Here is a 16,114-nt window from a genome sequence, read left to right as displayed (position 1 = left end):
ATTAATTACAAATAATTATATACCGCGTAGTAAATCCAGTTTTGCTGCTAGTTATAGCGACATTTGCCATCTTCACTAAGTGATTGATTTTATCGAAGCTGATTAAAAAACAAGCAAACCTGTCGGTTTTCTCGAACTCTTCAATCGATCTTTTCATGAGCTTGAACACTTACATACATACACGAATGTATGTAAAATAGAGGCATTCTTAGTCCTTGCTGTCATTGTCTGTTATGAAGAATTTAACCTCATGAATAAAACAAGAAAAATTCTATATAGTCTACTTTTGTTGGCGGTCTTTGCCAGTACTATGATCCTTCCCAAAAGTTATGCCGATGAGCTACATGCGGCAGTCAGTTATTCAGCCAGCGATATTGATGGCTTACGTCTCGGTTACCGCTGGACTGATGCTTGGCAGCCGTTGCCAGCCAGCTGGTTAGCTGCGATAGGGTCGCCTCGGGTTCACTATGAGGCAGCCATCAACAGTTGGAAAAACACGCAAGAATCAAGCGAGCGCATCAATGCCCTCACCTTCAGCCCGGTATTGCAATGGCGATTAACCGATTGGAAACAGCCACTGTATCTAGAAGCTGGCATTGGCGTGTCGCTATTTGATGAGCAGCAGTTGGCGGGCCGTGAGCTTTCAATTTCATTCCAATTTGAAGATCGGATTGGTTTAAGTTGGGAATACAACCAAGAATCTAAAGCCCGGGTAAGTTTGGGCTACTCTCATTATTCGCAAGCGGATTTGGCGAAACCCAATGATGGCTTAGACTTATGGGTGCTCAGCTGGCATGTGCCGTTGTAGCTTGCTGGTGCTTGCAGCCCTACAAAGATAACGCCGCCCATGGTATCGAACCTATTCAAGCATACTATGAGCGGCGCCAGTGCCGTTACAGCCCATACTCCGCTGGGTCGACATACTTAAACAAGTGCAAACCAAAGGAATCATTCACCCGGGTGCCGAACGGCCGCACCGCAGGGCCATACTCCTCGGTACCAGCTGGGCTTTCGTCATGAAGATAGACCGCCACCAATTGTCGTTCGGGACTTACTCCGACTACTTGCCACAACTCACCACCGCAGCGGCCGTTAACACAATCGCCATTAAATAGCACCCGTGGCTGCTGATCAGGTAACTCGGGATCTTGATAACTGTGCCAGGTATCGCCCATGTCACTTGGAACTAGCTCGGCTTTAGTACAGGTAAGATCGTCGGTTGCTTCGGCGCACATCACACTGATGAATGGCGCATGATTATCTGCTCCCAATAAATAGACCTCTAGAAAACTGGCTTGCTGCTCTAGAGGGGCTATATTTCCATCCTCATCTGTAACTAAAAAAGTATGTTTAAAGAGTAACTTGCCTTGCAGGGCTGCCACGCTATCAAGATTTTGCACCGCAGGCCAATAAACATCTACCGTAGGTTGCCAGATAGTGCCATCAGCCAGTTGCTGGGTTTCAGTAATAAAAACTTTCGGTAAGCTTGGATCATCACTGATATACCTTAATTGGTAGCTCACCGCAGACACGCTTGGGTCATCAAATTGTAGCGAGAGGATGGTTTTATCGGCATTCAGTTGATAGGTCCCCGAGTCTAAATGGCGACGGGTAAAGCTACCTGCGAACTCTGTTTGTGGATGGAAGGTTGCCAATAATGGGGAATACAGCAGCTCGCCAGCATCTGCAAGGGGGTCTTCGTTATTGTTGTACTCCCAAAACACACCTGGTATGACAAACTGACTTCCCTCGCTGATGTCGAAGGTTCGCGCTGATGCAAACATCGCCGTTGCTACGCCGTGCTCGATATAGGTGGTAGGGGGATTTACGGTTAATCGTGGTAGTTCGTAAGACACCCCCTGATAAGTGAACGGAATAGGTTTGAATTCACTCAGTACCTCAAACACCGCATAGATATGCCCGTTCTGGTATGACACAGGGCGGATTTCAACTCGGTCATCATCGATATCCTCAAGTGGTGTTTGCGGATCTAAGCTTGCTACGCTCTGCACAAACAAGTCGAACAAGGCCGGATCGTACTGATGAGCATGGTCGTTGATAAAGTTGGCAATGGTTCGGCTTACGTCAAAGCCAGCATACCTGAGCGTCCAGCCATTGCTCGTCCAATCAGCAAACCAGCCATCTGTGGGGAAATAGGTGAGGCGCTGGTGCTCATCGATGAAATAATAGAAGCCATTAAAATCAAAACCTTCATCTTGGCTACTTGCCATACGTACGTAGGTATCAGCCAAGTGGTTGATCTTATCCATCGGGATGGTGGGTGCAGTCATTAAAGATGCAGTGAGGGCAGGACCAAAATCATTGTGTTGTTTCGCCTGGGTCAATACTTCCGTTAACGCCTCAGAATCCGTGAAATACATGTACCAGGATGAATATTCGGGTGGCAGCGGGTAGTCTGGATGGGTACATAATAAATAAATTAACCCGGCTAGCTCGCTTAGTTGAGTGATATCAGAGTTATTCAGGGCGGTAGTGAGTTGCTGCAACGTATAGCTACTAGAGAAATCACTGGCCTGATAATACTGCTTAACCTGCATGCTTAGTGCGGTGCTCAACGGCGTGATAGCGAGCCCCGGCAATAGCTCTTGGTTCAAGGTCGCGCCGGTAATGCTAGCGGCAGAATCGGCAAGCGTAACCTTGCCGGTGACGGCTTGTTGAAAGAGTTCGCTGATGGGAGCCAGCCCGGAAGCTAACTGTAAGGTCTGCCCCGCATGCGGGGCAGCGGTAAAACTAACTACCACTTCGACCATCTCTGTGGTCGCCAACTCGTTTGGCATACCGCCGTCATTGGCATCTGCCGTGCTTGGCAGGTAACCAATCGATAACTGATAATTACCCTGGGCATCGGCATAGCTACTAAAGCGACGACCATCGATTATGCTGCTGACTTCAACCGGTGCAGACCCAGCCGTAGCCAAATTAGCTGGGCTAACAGTACCGCTCAATTGCAGGCTATCGAGCAAGGTTAAGGTGACTTTGGCGCTTACTTGTTCAGTGCCATCGCTCACTTGGTACCAGATTTCTTCAACGCCAACAAAGTCGGCAGCTGGCGTGTAGTGTAACTGGCCATCGATAATCGCCACGGCACCCTGCAGCTCTTGCTCTGGTGCTGGGCCCGCTGCGACAAGGGTTAACTCGGCATCGCGTTTACTGCTGTCGTTAGCAAGCACATCTAACGATAACGGCTGTTGAAATAAAATGTCAGCGCTATCGCTGCTGGCATGGATAAGTTCACCACTGCCATCGCCGCTGTTACCGCTGCTGGTTTCATCTTCTGCACTACTGCAACCTGTCAAAATACCGACCCCGATTAAAATCGCCAGCAAGAATGTTGCTTTATTCATTCGCCACTCCGTTTGTTTTAGTCTCTACTAGCTGAGCTAACTGCCGCTCCAACGGCGTTTGCGCTAAACCAGGCAAGCCCAAGGTTATGCTTAACTGAGATGGCAAGGTGCCAGCATCCTTGCTAGCTAGTGATTCTCGTCCTTGCTCTGCAGTTACCGCAACAGAAGCTGTACTTTTACTAACTTTGCTAAGGGGGTCAAAAGGATGTAAGCCATGCCGCGGTGCACCCATGAGTGCCGCGACAAGTGCTGAAGTGGGGTTGAATAAGCTCATGGCAGCTGCCCATAAATAGCAGGCAGAGCTAGGCTTAGCTGAGGTTTGGCTACTGCGAATGCGGCTTACTGACACTGGTGAACGGACAAACGACGGGGACAAAAAAAGCGCCATAACCAGCCGATAACGACCACCTATGTGCGCTTTTTCAGCAGCTGCTATCAGCCGCTATTTATCTTCGAGCAATTATCTGCCGCTGGTATCCGCCGCCAGCTTTCTGCCGTCAGCTTTCTGCCGTCAGTTAATGATTTTCTTTGGCGTGGTTGATGCTGTATTTGGGGATCTCGACCACTAAGTCTTCGCCGTGCACTCGTGCTTGGCAGCTTAACCGCGACTCTGGCTCTAGGCCCCAGGCTTTGTCGAGCATGTCATCTTCGTTTTCTTCGATATCATCTAACGAGTCGTAGCCTTCGCGCACGTACACGTGGCAGGTGGTGCAAGCACCGACTTTTTCGCAGGCATGTTCTATGCCGATACCATTGCGCAGCGCTACGTCTAACACGCTTTCGCCTTCGCTAGCTTCAACTGCAGCGCCTTCTGGACACAGCTCGTGGTGCGGTAAAAAAATAATTTTCGGCATACTGGTTAAACCTCAATTTCGTTATTAACTACTAGCTATTAGATATTAGCTATTAGAGACTCACAGCTCGGTGGCCTTTTTGCCCGAGAGCGCTTTGCGAATACTAGCATCCATACGACGGGCAGCAAATTCATCACTGGCTTTGTCGACCGCAGCAATGGCTTGTTCAATGGCCGCAGTGTCGGTGCCGTGGCGGGCTTCACGTAAGACGGCCATGGCGCTATCCAAGGTGGCGCGTTCGCTAGCTTCGAGCAACTCAGCATCGGCGGCTAGCGCACTGGTAAGTGCTTCCAACACACGGTCTGCTTCTACTTGTTGCTCGCGCAACATGCGTGCGGCCATGTCTTCTTTGGCGTTGCTCATCGAGGCCTGAATCATTTTAGTGATATCGTCATCGCCTAAACCGTACGAAGGTTTCACCTGAATCGATGCGCTGACGCCCGTGGATTTTTCCATTGCAGTAACGTTCAACAAACCATCAGCGTCCACTTGGAAAGTTACGCGTATGTGCGCAGCACCAGCGGCCATCGGCGGGATGTCGGTGAGCACAAAGCGGGCCAGACTGCGACAATCATCAACCAGCTCGCGTTCGCCTTGCACCACATGAATCATCATCGCGGTTTGGCCGTCTTTAAAGGTGGTAAATTCTTGTGCTTTAGCGACCGGGATGGTGGTATTACGGCTGATGACCTTCTCGACCAAGCCTCCCATGGTTTCTAGGCCAAGAGATAACGGAATCACATCCAACAGCAACATGTCAGAATCGGGCTTATTGCCGGCTAAAATATCTGCTTGAATAGCCGCACCGATAGCCACCACTTGGTCAGGATCGATGGAGGTGAGCGGCTCGCGGGCAAAATACTCACCTACGGCTGTGCGTATTCGTGGTACGCGGGTTGAACCACCTACCATCACCACTTCTTGGATCTCATCTGCACTCACGCCAGCATCTTTCAGAGCGCGGCGACAGGTGGTCAAAGTTCGCCGCACCAGCGGCTCAATCAATTCGTTAAATTGGTCACGGGTTAGCGTCAGCTGTTGGCTCGCAGCGGCGCTGCTAGCCTCAGTTTCAGCTTGCACCTGCACGGTGCCGGCGGCTGGCGAATCGGCTTCGGCCTGCCACGTGAGCGTCACTTGTTGGTGCTCGGTAAGCTGTTCTTTCGCGGCTTTGGCGGCATTGATCAGCTCGCGCTCCGTGCGCGCATCTACCGCACTCGGCAATTGCCATTGCTGTTTTAACCACTGCACTAGCAACTGATCAAAATCATCGCCGCCTAAGGCGCTGTCACCATGGGTGGCCAACACTTCAAAGACGCCGCCTTGCAGACGTAAAATCGATAAATCGAAGGTACCACCGCCTAAATCGTACACGGCGATCAGGCCTTCGCGACCGGTATCTAAGCCATAAGCGACTGCGGCAGCGGTGGGTTCATTAAGCAAACGTAGCACGTTTAAGCCAGCCAGTTGCGCAGCATCTTTGGTGCTCTGGCGCTGAGCATCATCAAAGTAGGCAGGCACGGTGATAACGACGCCCGTTAACTCGCCGCCAAGAGAGGCTTCAGCGCGCGCAGCTAAGCTGCGTAAGATATCCGCTGATACCTCTACGGCGTTTCTCTCACCGGCAGCGGTGTGGAAAACCGGGACACCGTTGTCCGTTTCGCTCATGCGATAGGGTAAGTTACTGAAATTTTTCTGAACATCAGCGATGGTACGACCAATAAAGCGCTTCACCGAGACGATGGTGTTTTCAGTAGCGATGGCCTTGTCTTGGTGCTTGGCTATAGCGTCATAACCGGTAGCAATGGTGTCGGCGCCGTAATACACCACCGATGGTAAAATCGCACGCCCGTGCTCGTCGACTAATACTTTAGCAGTGCCACTACGGACACTAGCCACCAATGAATTGGTGGTACCTAAATCGATACCAGCGGCGAGCCGATGCTGATGCGGTGCCGTGCTTTGGCCGGGTTCCGCAATTTGTAATAATGCCATGGGGCAACCTCAAATTCGTTTATCGTTATTCGCTTTTTTCTTCTAGCTCGTGTTCTAATTTTAACATGAACTTAAGCTTGCGAATGCTGTTGGCAGCGGCCTCATTCTGTTCGGCGTTAATCTGCTGCTCTAGCTCGGATTGTAAATCTCGACTTTCTACTGCTAAGTCGCGCAGGGCCGCGTCAATTTCTTCCCAATCGTTAAGCTCAGCGATACGCTCGCGCCATTCCATTTGCGCCATTAAAAACCCAGGATCTTGTAGGGTCGTTTGCTCGTGCGCTAGATCTAGCCCGCGCAGTTGCAGGATATACTCGGCCCGTAGCAGCGGGTTACGCAGGGTTTGATAGGCATCATTTAATTGTGCCGTGCGCTGCACCGCTAGCAATTTGTCACGTTGACTACCATTGGCAAAGCGGTCTGGATGCAGGGTTTGTTGCAACTTACGATAGCGCTGTTGCAAATCCGCCGCATCAAGATTGAATGCGGCGGGTAAATCAAATAGCTCAAAATGGTTCATGGTTACGCTTAACCTTTTACCGAACATGGGGGCAGCCGCTAGTGGCTACCCGGCACTAAGGTGGGTTAGACGTTGAAGCTTTCGCCGCAACCACACTCACCTTTAGCATTGGGATTACGGAACTCGAAGCCTTCGTTGAGGCCTTCTTTAACGAAGTCGATTTCAGTGCCATCTAAGTACACTAAACTCTTGCCGTCAATAATGATATTCACGCCTTTATCTTCGATAACTGTGTCGCTGTCTTCTATCGAGTCAACGAATTCCATCACGTACGCGAGGCCCGAGCAGCCGGTGGTCTTCACACCTAACCGGATGCCTACGCCTTTACCTCGTTGTTCCAGAAACGTACGGGCGCGTTGCGCCGCCGCTTCGCTCATGCTAATTGCCATGCTTGAACCTACTTATTAATTTGCGTGTTTCTTTTTGTAATCTTCGATTGCCGCTTTAATGGCGTCTTCGGCCAAAATAGAACAATGGATTTTTACCGGTGGCAACGCTAACTCTTCAGCAATTTGGGTGTTCTTTAACTGGGCTGCTTCTTCAATTGATTTGCCTTTCACCCACTCAGTGACGAGCGAGCTAGAGGCAATGGCTGAGCCACAACCGTAGGTTTTGAACTTAGCGTCTTCAATGATGCCGTTATCGTTAATTTTTAACTGTAACTTCATCACGTCACCACACGCCGGAGCGCCGACCATGCCGGTCGCAATAGAGGGATCGTTTTTGTCAAACGCACCTACGTTGCGCGGATTTTCATAATGGTCGATTACTTTTTCACTGTATGCCATAACTTGTTACCTCTGTTAGTGTGCCGCCCATTCAACCGAGTTCAAATCAACTCCGTCTTTAAACATTTCCCAAAGGGGCGACATGTCGCGCAAGCGACCAATTGATTTATTAATTTGCTCAATGGCGTGGTCAACTTCTTCTTCAGTGGTAAAACGACCGAAGCTGAAACGAATTGAGCTGTGCGCTAATTCATCGTTACGCCCTAGCGCACGTAATACATACGACGGCTCTAAGCTGGCTGAGGTACAAGCTGAACCTGATGATACGGCCAGATCTTTGAGCGCCATGATCAAGCTTTCGCCTTCAACAAAGTTAAAGCTGATGTTGAAGATGTGTGGCACGCCCTGTTCTTGGCTACCGTTGATGTACACTTCTTCGATATCTTTCACGCCGTTCCATAACCGCTCGTGCAGTTGTTGGAAACGCTTATACTCAGCTGCCATTTCTTCTTTGGCAATGCGAGCTGCTTCACCAAAACCTACGATTTGGTGCGTTGGCAAGGTGCCTGAACGCATGCCGCGCTCGTGGCCGCCACCATGCATTTGTGCATTTAAACGAACCCGTGGCTTACGGCGCACATACAAGGCGCCGATACCTTTCGGACCGTACATTTTGTGGGCCGAGAAGCTCATTAAATCGACCGGCAAACGCTCTAAATCGATATCGATTTTGCCAGCACTTTGGGCAGCATCGACATGGAAAATAGTTTTGTTCGCGCGGCACAAGTTACCGATGGTTTCGATGTCTTGAATCACGCCGGTTTCGTTGTTCACGTGCATCACGCTAACCAACACTGTGTCTTCGCGTAAAGCTGCTTTGAACACATCAAGGTCTAACAAACCGTCTTCTTTAACGTCTAGATAAGTAACTTCAAAGCCTTCGCGTTCCATTTGACGCGCAGTGTCTAGCACAGCTTTGTGTTCGGTTTTCACGGTGATGATGTGCTTACCTTTTTTGCTGTAGAACTCAGCAGCACCTTTAATGGCCAGGTTATCTGATTCAGTTGCACCTGAGGTGAACACGATCTCGCGTGGATCTGCGTTGACTAATTCAGCAATCTGATTACGCGCAATATCTACCGCTTCTTCAGCTTGCCAGCCGAACCGGTGCGAACGTGATGCAGGGTTACCAAACTGCCCGTCTGGCGTTAAAAACTGCATCATTTTCTCGGCTACCCGAGGGTCGACCGGGGTGGTTGCTGCGTAATCGAAATAAATCGGTAATCTCATCAGTGCTACTCCTTGGTTGCCATACAGCAAGCCGCTAAGGCTTATTGGCTTTGCAATGCAATGTTGTATTCGCGCTTTTTCTGCTCGCTCACCATCGCTGTTTGACGCTGAGCAACGCGGTTAATATCTTCTTGGGTGACCAGCTCGGCTAAGGTGATGCTGGTTAGAAAGTCTTCTATCCGTTCACTTAAGCCTGTCCAGAGCGAGTGGGTTAAGCAACGACTCCCACTTTGGCAGCCCCCTTTCCCCTGACAGCGCGTGGCATCGATGCTTTCATCAACGGCTTGAATCACCGCACTGATGGAAATATCGCACGGCTCTTGGCCCAATCGATAGCCACCACCAGGCCCACGCACACTGCTAACTAAGCCTTGTTTACGCAAGCGCGAGAATAATTGTTCAAGATAGCTCAGAGAAATGCCTTGGCGCTCAGAAATATCCGCCAAAGACACAGGTCCGTGAGCTGTATGCAAAGCTACGTCGAGCATTGCGGTGACCGCGTAGCGGCCTTTTGAGGTTAAGCGCATAGCCTTTCTGCCTCCTGTAAATTCTGGAAGCAATTTTGTCATACCCGAGTATTTTAGTCAAGTATTCAACAGGCCATTATCGGCACCGCCAGCAGGGCCCCAATAACAGCCGTGACGTTACTTCATTTTCTTATCGACCGAGGTCAAAATGCCGCGCAAAATGTTTAGTTCGGCCGCCTCAGGACGAGCACGGGTAAACAGCCGCCGCAACTTCGCCATCACTTGGCCAGGATGCTGCTTAATAATAAAGCCGGTAGCTGAAAGGGTCTGTTCTAGGTGCGTGTAAAAGCGCTCTAAATCCTCAACTAACGGGTATTCTGCAACTTCTGCGGCAGGGTCCGTTGCTGCTTGCTGGCCTTCTAAAAACTGCATGCGAATTTCGTAGGCCAGGGTTTGCACGGCCATGGCCAAATTCAGTGAGCTGTAATCTGGATTAGAAGGAATATGCACATGGTGAGTACACTGCTGCAGCTCTTCGTTAGTTAAACCACTACTCTCGCGCCCAAACACCAGCGCAACAGGGTAGTTAGGCGCTTCTTGCAGCACTTGCGTGGCAGTTTGGCGCGGGCCTAACAACGGCCAGTCGAGCGTACGGTTACGTGCGCTGGTACCTACCACTAGCCCACAATCGCTAATGGCTTCAGCTAAGCTGCCAACAATCTTGGCGTTAAACAGCACATCGGTCGCACCAGCGGCTAGCGCCGATGCTTGGCTATCCGGCGCTTGCACCGGATCAACCAACGTCAGCTGCGTAAGCCCCATAGTCTTCATGGCACGAGCAACCGAGCCGATGTTACCGGTGTGGCTGGTGTTGACTAACACAATCCGAATGTTATTTAGCATGGTTTTAAACCCCAACTTCGATATTAGCTATTAGCTGTTAGCTATTGGATATTAGGTAGCGCCGGAGCGGCGCTAATGTCTAACGTCTAATATCGTGTTTGCTTGCCTATCGAAGTGACTCAGGTAAATGCGGACGCGCTTTGGTCAATAAGTGCTGTACCACTTTCGGGTTGCCAGCAACGGTATGACCGCTGGTCATAAAGCTATGGCCACCAGCAAAGTCGGCTACGAGACCACCCGCTTCACGCACAATCAGTTGTCCGGCAGCGATGTCCCATGGCTTCAAGCTGAATTCCCAGAAACCATCGATACGGCCTGCGGCAACATAAGCTAAATCAAGCGCTGCGGCACCATTGCGACGCATATCACCCACGTGCTCAAACAAGGCTGCGAATACCGCTAAGTATTCTTTGGTCATGTCTTTGCGTTTGAATGGGAAGCCGGTAGCTAATAACGCACCGTTAAGGTCGCGCTGAGCTTTAACGCGTAACCGTTTGCCGTTTAGCTGTGCACCCGCACCTTTGGTGGCGGTAAAGAGTTCTTCGCGCAGCGGATCGTAAACCACGGCAACTTGTACCTGGCCTTTGTAGCTGTATGCGATAGAGATAGCGAAGTGAGGGATACCGCGCAAGTAATTGGTGGTGCCATCTAATGGATCAATAATCCATTGATGATCAGCATCTTTACCCATCACTTCTCCGCTTTCTTCAGCTAAGAATGAGTGATCTGGGTAGGCCTTTTGAATGGTGCGAATGATGGCACTTTCAGCGGCTTTGTCTAACTCAGTTACAAAGTCGTTCTGACTTTTAACTTCTACGTTGAGGTCAACTTCTACGCCGAAGTTTTTAACTAAGATTTTGCCGGCGGCACGCGCTGCGCGCACACCGATGTTTAACATGGGATGCATACCAAATTACCTGTGCTGTAAAAGAACGATTGTGGCCGCGGATTATACGTGGATTTGGGGTTTAAGACAAGAGCGCTATTGGCTATTAGACGTTAGCTATTAGTAAAGGCGAGTGCGTGGACGCCACCAATATCTAATATCTAACAGCTAACGGCGTCTTTGCTTCTACCTGTTCACATTTTCAGCAAGCCGTGTTATAAAAATGCTGCGCTACAAGTACAAGAGTACGATTCTTGTGCGAACTATTAGAACAACAACCAACAGAAAAGCCGGAGTGTCCCATGGATCATTCACAAGAGCTACAGCAAGTTGAATGTAAGTCTAGTAAACGCAGTGCCCCTCGCAAATGGCGAGAAATCGAAATGTTGAAGGATAAGTATCGGTTACGCGATGAGCTTCGTGACATTGATTTCGATTTCGACGCCGATCTCGATGAATTGTAAGTAAAAGCAAAGGCGCTATTGGTCATTAGTCATTGGATATTGGTGCCGCCCGTGCACCAGCCTTTGCTTTTGCCAATAGCTAATGTCTAACAGCTAATAGCGCTCTTGCCTTTGCCTAAGCAAATAACTCGGCCCCGGAGCGGTTGAGGAGTTTTGCTGTGGTGGCAAAATGCCCTGCTGTGAAAAAACCTCGATGCGCTGATAACGGCGACGGATGAACGGTTTGCAGAATGGTGTGGCGCGAGTCATCTATGAGCGCAGCCTTCTTCTGTGCGTGGGCGCCCCACAACATGAATACTACTCCTTCGCGTTGCGCTGATACGGCCTGAATAGCGGCATCGGTGAAGTTTTCCCAGCCCCACTTGGCATGGGAGTGTGCTTTGCCATGCTCGACGGTGAGTACGGTATTTAGCAATAAGATTCCACGTTTGGCCCAGCCTTCTAAGTTGCCGCTGGTGGGTATTTGATAGTCGGCAAAATCATGTTTGATAGCTTTATAAATGTTACGTAGCGACGGTGGTATGGCGACGCCGTCGGCCACAGAAAAGGCTAAACCATGGGCTTGGCCAGGTCCGTGATACGGGTCTTGTCCGATAATGACCACTTGTACTTGGCTCAATGGCGTGAGCTCAAAAGCGCGCAACACTTGCGCTGCGGGCGGATAAACGAGGTTCTGTTGACGCGCTGCCTGTACCCGTTGTTGCAACGGAGGCCAATAGGCTTGCTGTTGTTGTTGCGCTAACCAAGGTTGCCAATCGTTGTCTAACGTAAGCTGCATAAGCCTTCCCTTTACTCTTTATTAGTAGTTATCGCACGTCATTATACGTAATTTAAATTGCAATTAACTGACTATTTTTCTTGTCTAACTGGCTATAATAAGGGCCACAGCAAGCCGAAGACTTATCGAATCACGACAACTAATGAGGACGCTATGACAGCTTCTGCACAACAGCAACCCAACTACCCGCCCTTAAGTGTCTTTGTAATAACCTTGAACGAGGCTGAACACTTAGACGAGGTTCTTAGCAGTGTGGCTGGGGCCGATGAGATTGTAGTGGTGGATTCCGGCTCGACCGATGCGACCTTAGAAATTGCCAAGCGTCACGGGGCGCGTATTGTCCACAATGATTGGCCTGGCTACTCCAAGCAAAAAGCTTTTGCTATTACCCAATGCAGCCACAACTGGATTTTGAACTTAGATGGCGATGAGGTGATGCCAGAGGGTGGCTTGCAGATGATTCGCGAACGGATTGCGCAGGGCGATATCAATGGCATTTGGATTCATCATGATGACATTTTTATGGGGCATAGTTTGAAAAAGGCGCGCCATCATAAGTATCGGCGGGTGTATCGTCGTGATAAGAGCAAGATGGATACCAGTGTGATTGTGCATGAGCACATTGAGGTAGAAGAGCCGACTGCCTATTTGCCGATTTATTTAAAGCATTACGGTTACGATACCGCGCACGGCTATATGGACAAGCTGAATAAATACTCGTTGCTAAAAGCCAAGCAACGGCTGGAGCAAGGCCGGCCCTGTAGTTTGCCGCGTTTGCTGCTGATTTTTCCGTTGATGTTTTTAAAGTTTTATCTAGGTCGACAAATGATTTGGTCGGGTTGGCGTGGCTTTATCAAAGCCAATATCGATGCCTTTCATTTTTTCTTAACCGAGGCCAAGCTCTACGAGATGGCGTACCGCGCGAAGCGTGAACAAAACCCAAAAAAGTAACAAACCGTTAGAGAAATAACCCTATGCAGCAGTCGTTATCCGCACAGATTTTAGTGATTAATCTTAAGCATTCTACCGATAGATGGTTGAACGTGAGTAAGCAACTTGACCAATTAGGCATGCCCTATACCCGCATCGATGCGGTATGGGGCAAAGAGCTTACTCAGGAGCAACTATCGGCCGTCATCGATACCTCACGTAGTCAGCGCGAGTTTCATTATCAGTTAACGGCTGGTGAAATTGCCTGTTATTTATCGCACCTCAAGGCTTGGCAATACATTGTTGACCATCAACTTGATTATGCCGTGGTGCTAGAAGACGATGTTTGTTTTAGTTCGGACTTCAAAGACATCCATGAGGCTATTGCAGCAGTGTCTGAGCCGTGGCACGTGTTAAAACTTGCCGCTCCGTTTAAGCAACAGCCCGCTATTACAACCCGTGCTATCAAGCAGTTTGATTTGGTGCGCTATCGTAAACCACCGATTGGTGCTTGTGCACAAGTCATCAGCTTGGCCGGAGCCAAACGGCTATTAGCCCAACGCCCACCTTTATTTCGCCCAATTGATGTAGATATACAGTGGCAGCATGAACTGGGGTTACAGGTTTATGGATTATTACCGTACACGGTAGACAATACTCACACCCATGGCAGCGATATTAAGTCTGTAGCCGATCGGCGTCAGGTGAAACGTCACCCATGGCGACGATTAAAACATCAGCTGCTGCTTTACTTAGATGGTCGTAAAGCAACAGCCGAGTTTGAGCACACTAATTAGCGCTTGGCTGGTGTTGCTCGAACCAATGCAGGATGTACGCTACTTTGGCCATTAGATTCGAGGGTCTGGCGTAGATGCCGTGAGGAGCATCTGGCACCCGCACCATGGCAGTTTCGACACCGGCTAATTTCAGCGCTTGGTAATATTGCTCAGATTCTGAAATCGGGGTGCGATGGTCGGCTTCACCGGTTAGCAACATGGTAGGCGTGGTCACGTTACCGACATAGCTGATAGGTGAATACTTCATGTAGTGCTCTTGGTGCTCCCAGGGCTTACCAGGGAACCAATACTTGCTGAAATAGTTATACATATCAGCAGTTAACACAAAGCTGTACCAGTTGATAACAGGTTTAGCTACTACTGCCGCAGCAAAGCGATCCGTATGCCCGACAATCCATGCGGTGAGCACTCCGCCACCGCTACCACCGGTAACGTATAAACGTTGCTCATCGATAAAGCCTTTGCTGATCAGTGCATCCACACCATCCATGAGATCGTTATAATCATGGCTTGGGTAATTGTGGTGAATTTCTTGGGCAAACTTTTCGCCATAGCTGGTGCTACCGCGCGGGTTGGTATAAAGCACCACGTAACCTTGCGCCGCCATTAACTGAATTTCTGCGGCAAAAGACCCTGCATAAGCTGTATGTGGGCCGCCATGAATTTCCAGAATCAGCGGGTATTTCTTGGTTGGGTCAAAATTTGGCGGATAGGCAATCCAACCTTGGATTTTATTATCATCGACGCTGCTGTCGTACCAAATTTCTTCGATACGCGCCAAGGTTTTATGGTTCAATAAGTCATCGTTGAGCGCCGTCAGTTTACGAGTGATTTTACTGGTTTGTAGCACTAAATCGGCAGGCCGATTGGCGCTCGCTAGGGTATAGACTAAATCACCGCTGCTGCTGACATCGAATTGACCGCCGCTATAGGGCCGTGAATAGCTTAAGCCTCCCATGCTATCACTGAGCACGCGGCGTTTGCCGTTGAGATTCTGATAGGCAATATGGCCCTTACCTTCGCGATCGTAGGCAAAATACAAGCCACGGCTATCATCGGCCCACTTCACCTGCCCTACGCTATAATCAAAATCTTGAGTTAACAGCTTAGGTGACTGGCCAGAAAGGTCCATCACGTATAGATGAGTGAGCTGATAGCTCTTGTAGGTATCATCGTAGCCTAACCAAGCTAACTTTTTGCCATCGGGGCTTATCACCGGTGAATGATCGGGCCCTTGACGATCGGTCAGTTGTTGAATATCACCGGTTGCTAGGGTGAGCTGATAGAGCTCAGAGTTATTGGGTTGCTCGAACGCATCAGCATGAGAATTAGCGGAAAAGATCAACTGCTTGGCATCGGCGCTCCACGCCAACGCGCCACCATGGTTGTAATCACCAAAGGTTAACTGTCGAGGTGACCCTCCGGTAGTAGGTACCACATAAATTTGGCTGTAACCATCTGGAGTGTAGCCAGCTCCGTCGGCGCGATAATTATCTTTATCGATGTAACGCGGTGGCTCAGCCCAATTAGCGCCTTGCGGCTTGCCCGGTAGGCTTACCGGCGCAGCTTTGTGCTGCGGCGTGAACATAGTAAAGGCCAACCATTTACCATCCGGTGACCAAGATAGGTTACTAGGGCTGCTGGTTAGGCGGGTAATAGGTGCATGCTCGCGAGTATCGGTCCAGTACAAGTGAATTTGATTGCTGCCTGAGCGATTTGACACAAACGCTAATTGCTTGCCATCGGGAGACCAAGTGGGCGAATGGTCTTGCGCATCACCACCCGTTAGTGGTCGTAATTCGCCTTTGTTGTTCACCCTCCATAGGTTTCCTTGTTTACGATCTGCCATGATATTCATGAAGTTACGCACAAAGACTGTGTAGTCGCCCGACGGATGAATAGCTGGATTGCTGGCGTATTCTAATTGAAAGACATCTTCAAGTTGGAGCAACTGCTGTTTACTCTGCGCCTCACTATTGGCGGCTTGCGCTGGTGCGTAAACCAGAGCGCTGGCAACCAGGGCAAGGGCTGTTGTCATTATCGTTTTCATTGTTCATCGACCCTAACTGTTGGACTTTTATTGAGCTAAAGACTACTTAGAAAAAAACCCGCCAAGGCGGGTTTTTGATTCATGTTGCTGTAA

17 protein-coding genes are annotated in these 16,114 nt (G+C 49.7%); 4 read left to right on the top strand and 13 right to left on the bottom strand.

What is annotated here, in order from left to right; genetic code table 11:
* Positions 1–310: 310 nt before the first annotated feature.
* A complete protein-coding gene (locus NOG12_RS08665; protein WP_313933005.1) occupies positions 311–808 on the top strand; it encodes an acyloxyacyl hydrolase in 498 nt (165 codons plus the stop codon).
* 85 nt (positions 809–893) lie between these two features.
* On the opposite strand, the gene NOG12_RS08660 is transcribed toward NOG12_RS08665, so the two are convergent.
* The 11 genes from NOG12_RS08660 to suhB all read right to left on the bottom strand — a co-directional run bounded on the left by NOG12_RS08660 (position 894) and on the right by suhB (position 11,023).
* Complete coding sequence (locus NOG12_RS08660) at positions 894–3,365, bottom strand: Ig-like domain-containing protein (RefSeq protein ID WP_313933004.1); 2,472 nt, start codon at positions 3,363–3,365, stop codon at positions 894–896.
* Positions 3,358–3,639, bottom strand: coding sequence for a hypothetical protein (locus NOG12_RS08655; RefSeq protein WP_313933003.1), 282 nt, complete (start codon positions 3,637–3,639; stop codon positions 3,358–3,360). The genes NOG12_RS08660 and NOG12_RS08655 overlap by 8 nt, the downstream gene beginning before the upstream one ends.
* A gap of 241 nt (positions 3,640–3,880) precedes the next feature.
* Positions 3,881–4,219 (bottom strand): ISC system 2Fe-2S type ferredoxin, encoded by a 339-nt coding sequence (gene fdx, locus NOG12_RS08650; RefSeq protein ID WP_313933002.1) that lies wholly within the window; start codon positions 4,217–4,219, stop codon positions 3,881–3,883.
* 60 nt (positions 4,220–4,279) lie between these two features.
* A complete protein-coding gene (gene hscA, locus NOG12_RS08645; protein ID WP_313933001.1) occupies positions 4,280–6,211 on the bottom strand; it encodes a Fe-S protein assembly chaperone HscA in 1,932 nt (643 codons plus the stop codon).
* A 25-nt stretch (positions 6,212–6,236) separates the two neighbouring features.
* Positions 6,237–6,728: a co-chaperone HscB gene (gene hscB, locus NOG12_RS08640; RefSeq protein ID WP_313933000.1), complete on the bottom strand. Its 492-nt coding sequence runs from the start codon at positions 6,726–6,728 to the stop codon at positions 6,237–6,239.
* Between the two features lie 65 nt (positions 6,729–6,793).
* Positions 6,794–7,117, bottom strand: coding sequence for an iron-sulfur cluster assembly protein IscA (iscA, locus tag NOG12_RS08635; protein WP_110076497.1), 324 nt, complete (start codon positions 7,115–7,117; stop codon positions 6,794–6,796).
* A gap of 15 nt (positions 7,118–7,132) precedes the next feature.
* Positions 7,133–7,516 carry a Fe-S cluster assembly scaffold IscU gene (gene iscU, locus NOG12_RS08630; RefSeq protein WP_110076496.1) on the bottom strand — a complete coding sequence of 128 codons (384 nt, stop codon included), beginning with the start codon at positions 7,514–7,516 and terminating at the stop codon, positions 7,133–7,135.
* A gap of 15 nt (positions 7,517–7,531) precedes the next feature.
* Complete coding sequence (locus tag NOG12_RS08625) at positions 7,532–8,746, bottom strand: IscS subfamily cysteine desulfurase (RefSeq protein WP_110076495.1); 1,215 nt, start codon at positions 8,744–8,746, stop codon at positions 7,532–7,534.
* Positions 8,747–8,787: 41 nt separating this feature from the next.
* Entirely contained in the window at positions 8,788–9,273 is a 486-nt protein-coding gene (iscR, locus tag NOG12_RS08620; protein ID WP_313932999.1) for a Fe-S cluster assembly transcriptional regulator IscR, read from the bottom strand.
* A gap of 117 nt (positions 9,274–9,390) precedes the next feature.
* Positions 9,391–10,116 (bottom strand): tRNA (cytosine(32)/uridine(32)-2'-O)-methyltransferase TrmJ, encoded by a 726-nt coding sequence (gene trmJ, locus NOG12_RS08615; protein ID WP_313932998.1) that lies wholly within the window; start codon positions 10,114–10,116, stop codon positions 9,391–9,393.
* 106 nt (positions 10,117–10,222) lie between these two features.
* Positions 10,223–11,023, bottom strand: coding sequence for an inositol-1-monophosphatase (gene suhB / locus NOG12_RS08610; RefSeq protein WP_313932997.1), 801 nt, complete (start codon positions 11,021–11,023; stop codon positions 10,223–10,225).
* Between the two features lie 281 nt (positions 11,024–11,304).
* Between suhB and NOG12_RS08605 the strand changes: the two genes are divergently transcribed.
* Entirely contained in the window at positions 11,305–11,466 is a 162-nt protein-coding gene (locus NOG12_RS08605; RefSeq protein ID WP_313932996.1) for a DUF3545 family protein, read from the top strand.
* 115 nt (positions 11,467–11,581) lie between these two features.
* On the opposite strand, the gene ung is transcribed toward NOG12_RS08605, so the two are convergent.
* A complete protein-coding gene (ung, locus tag NOG12_RS08600) occupies positions 11,582–12,244 on the bottom strand; it encodes a uracil-DNA glycosylase (protein ID WP_313932995.1) in 663 nt (220 codons plus the stop codon).
* Between the two features lie 153 nt (positions 12,245–12,397).
* On the opposite strand from ung, the gene NOG12_RS08595 reads away from it, so the two are divergent.
* Together NOG12_RS08595 and NOG12_RS08590 are read left to right on the top strand one after the other, a co-directional pair.
* On the top strand, positions 12,398–13,195 hold the full coding sequence (locus NOG12_RS08595; protein WP_313932994.1) for a glycosyltransferase family 2 protein: 798 nt from the start codon (positions 12,398–12,400) through the stop codon (positions 13,193–13,195).
* Positions 13,196–13,218: 23 nt separating this feature from the next.
* Positions 13,219–13,971, top strand: coding sequence for a glycosyltransferase family 25 protein (locus NOG12_RS08590; RefSeq protein WP_313932993.1), 753 nt, complete (start codon positions 13,219–13,221; stop codon positions 13,969–13,971).
* Here the strand turns inward: NOG12_RS08590 and NOG12_RS08585 are convergent.
* Entirely contained in the window at positions 13,964–16,021 is a 2,058-nt protein-coding gene (locus NOG12_RS08585) for a S9 family peptidase (protein ID WP_110076671.1), read from the bottom strand. The genes NOG12_RS08590 and NOG12_RS08585 overlap by 8 nt on opposite strands.
* Between the last annotated feature and the right edge of the window lie 93 nt (positions 16,022–16,114).

This window comes from Pseudidiomarina fusca (assembly GCF_032227045.1).
Taxonomy (GTDB): Bacteria; Pseudomonadota; Gammaproteobacteria; order Enterobacterales; family Alteromonadaceae; genus Pseudidiomarina; species Pseudidiomarina fusca.
The sequence above is the reverse complement of the archived record's forward strand: the minus strand, read 5'-3'. Positions and strand labels throughout refer to the sequence as shown.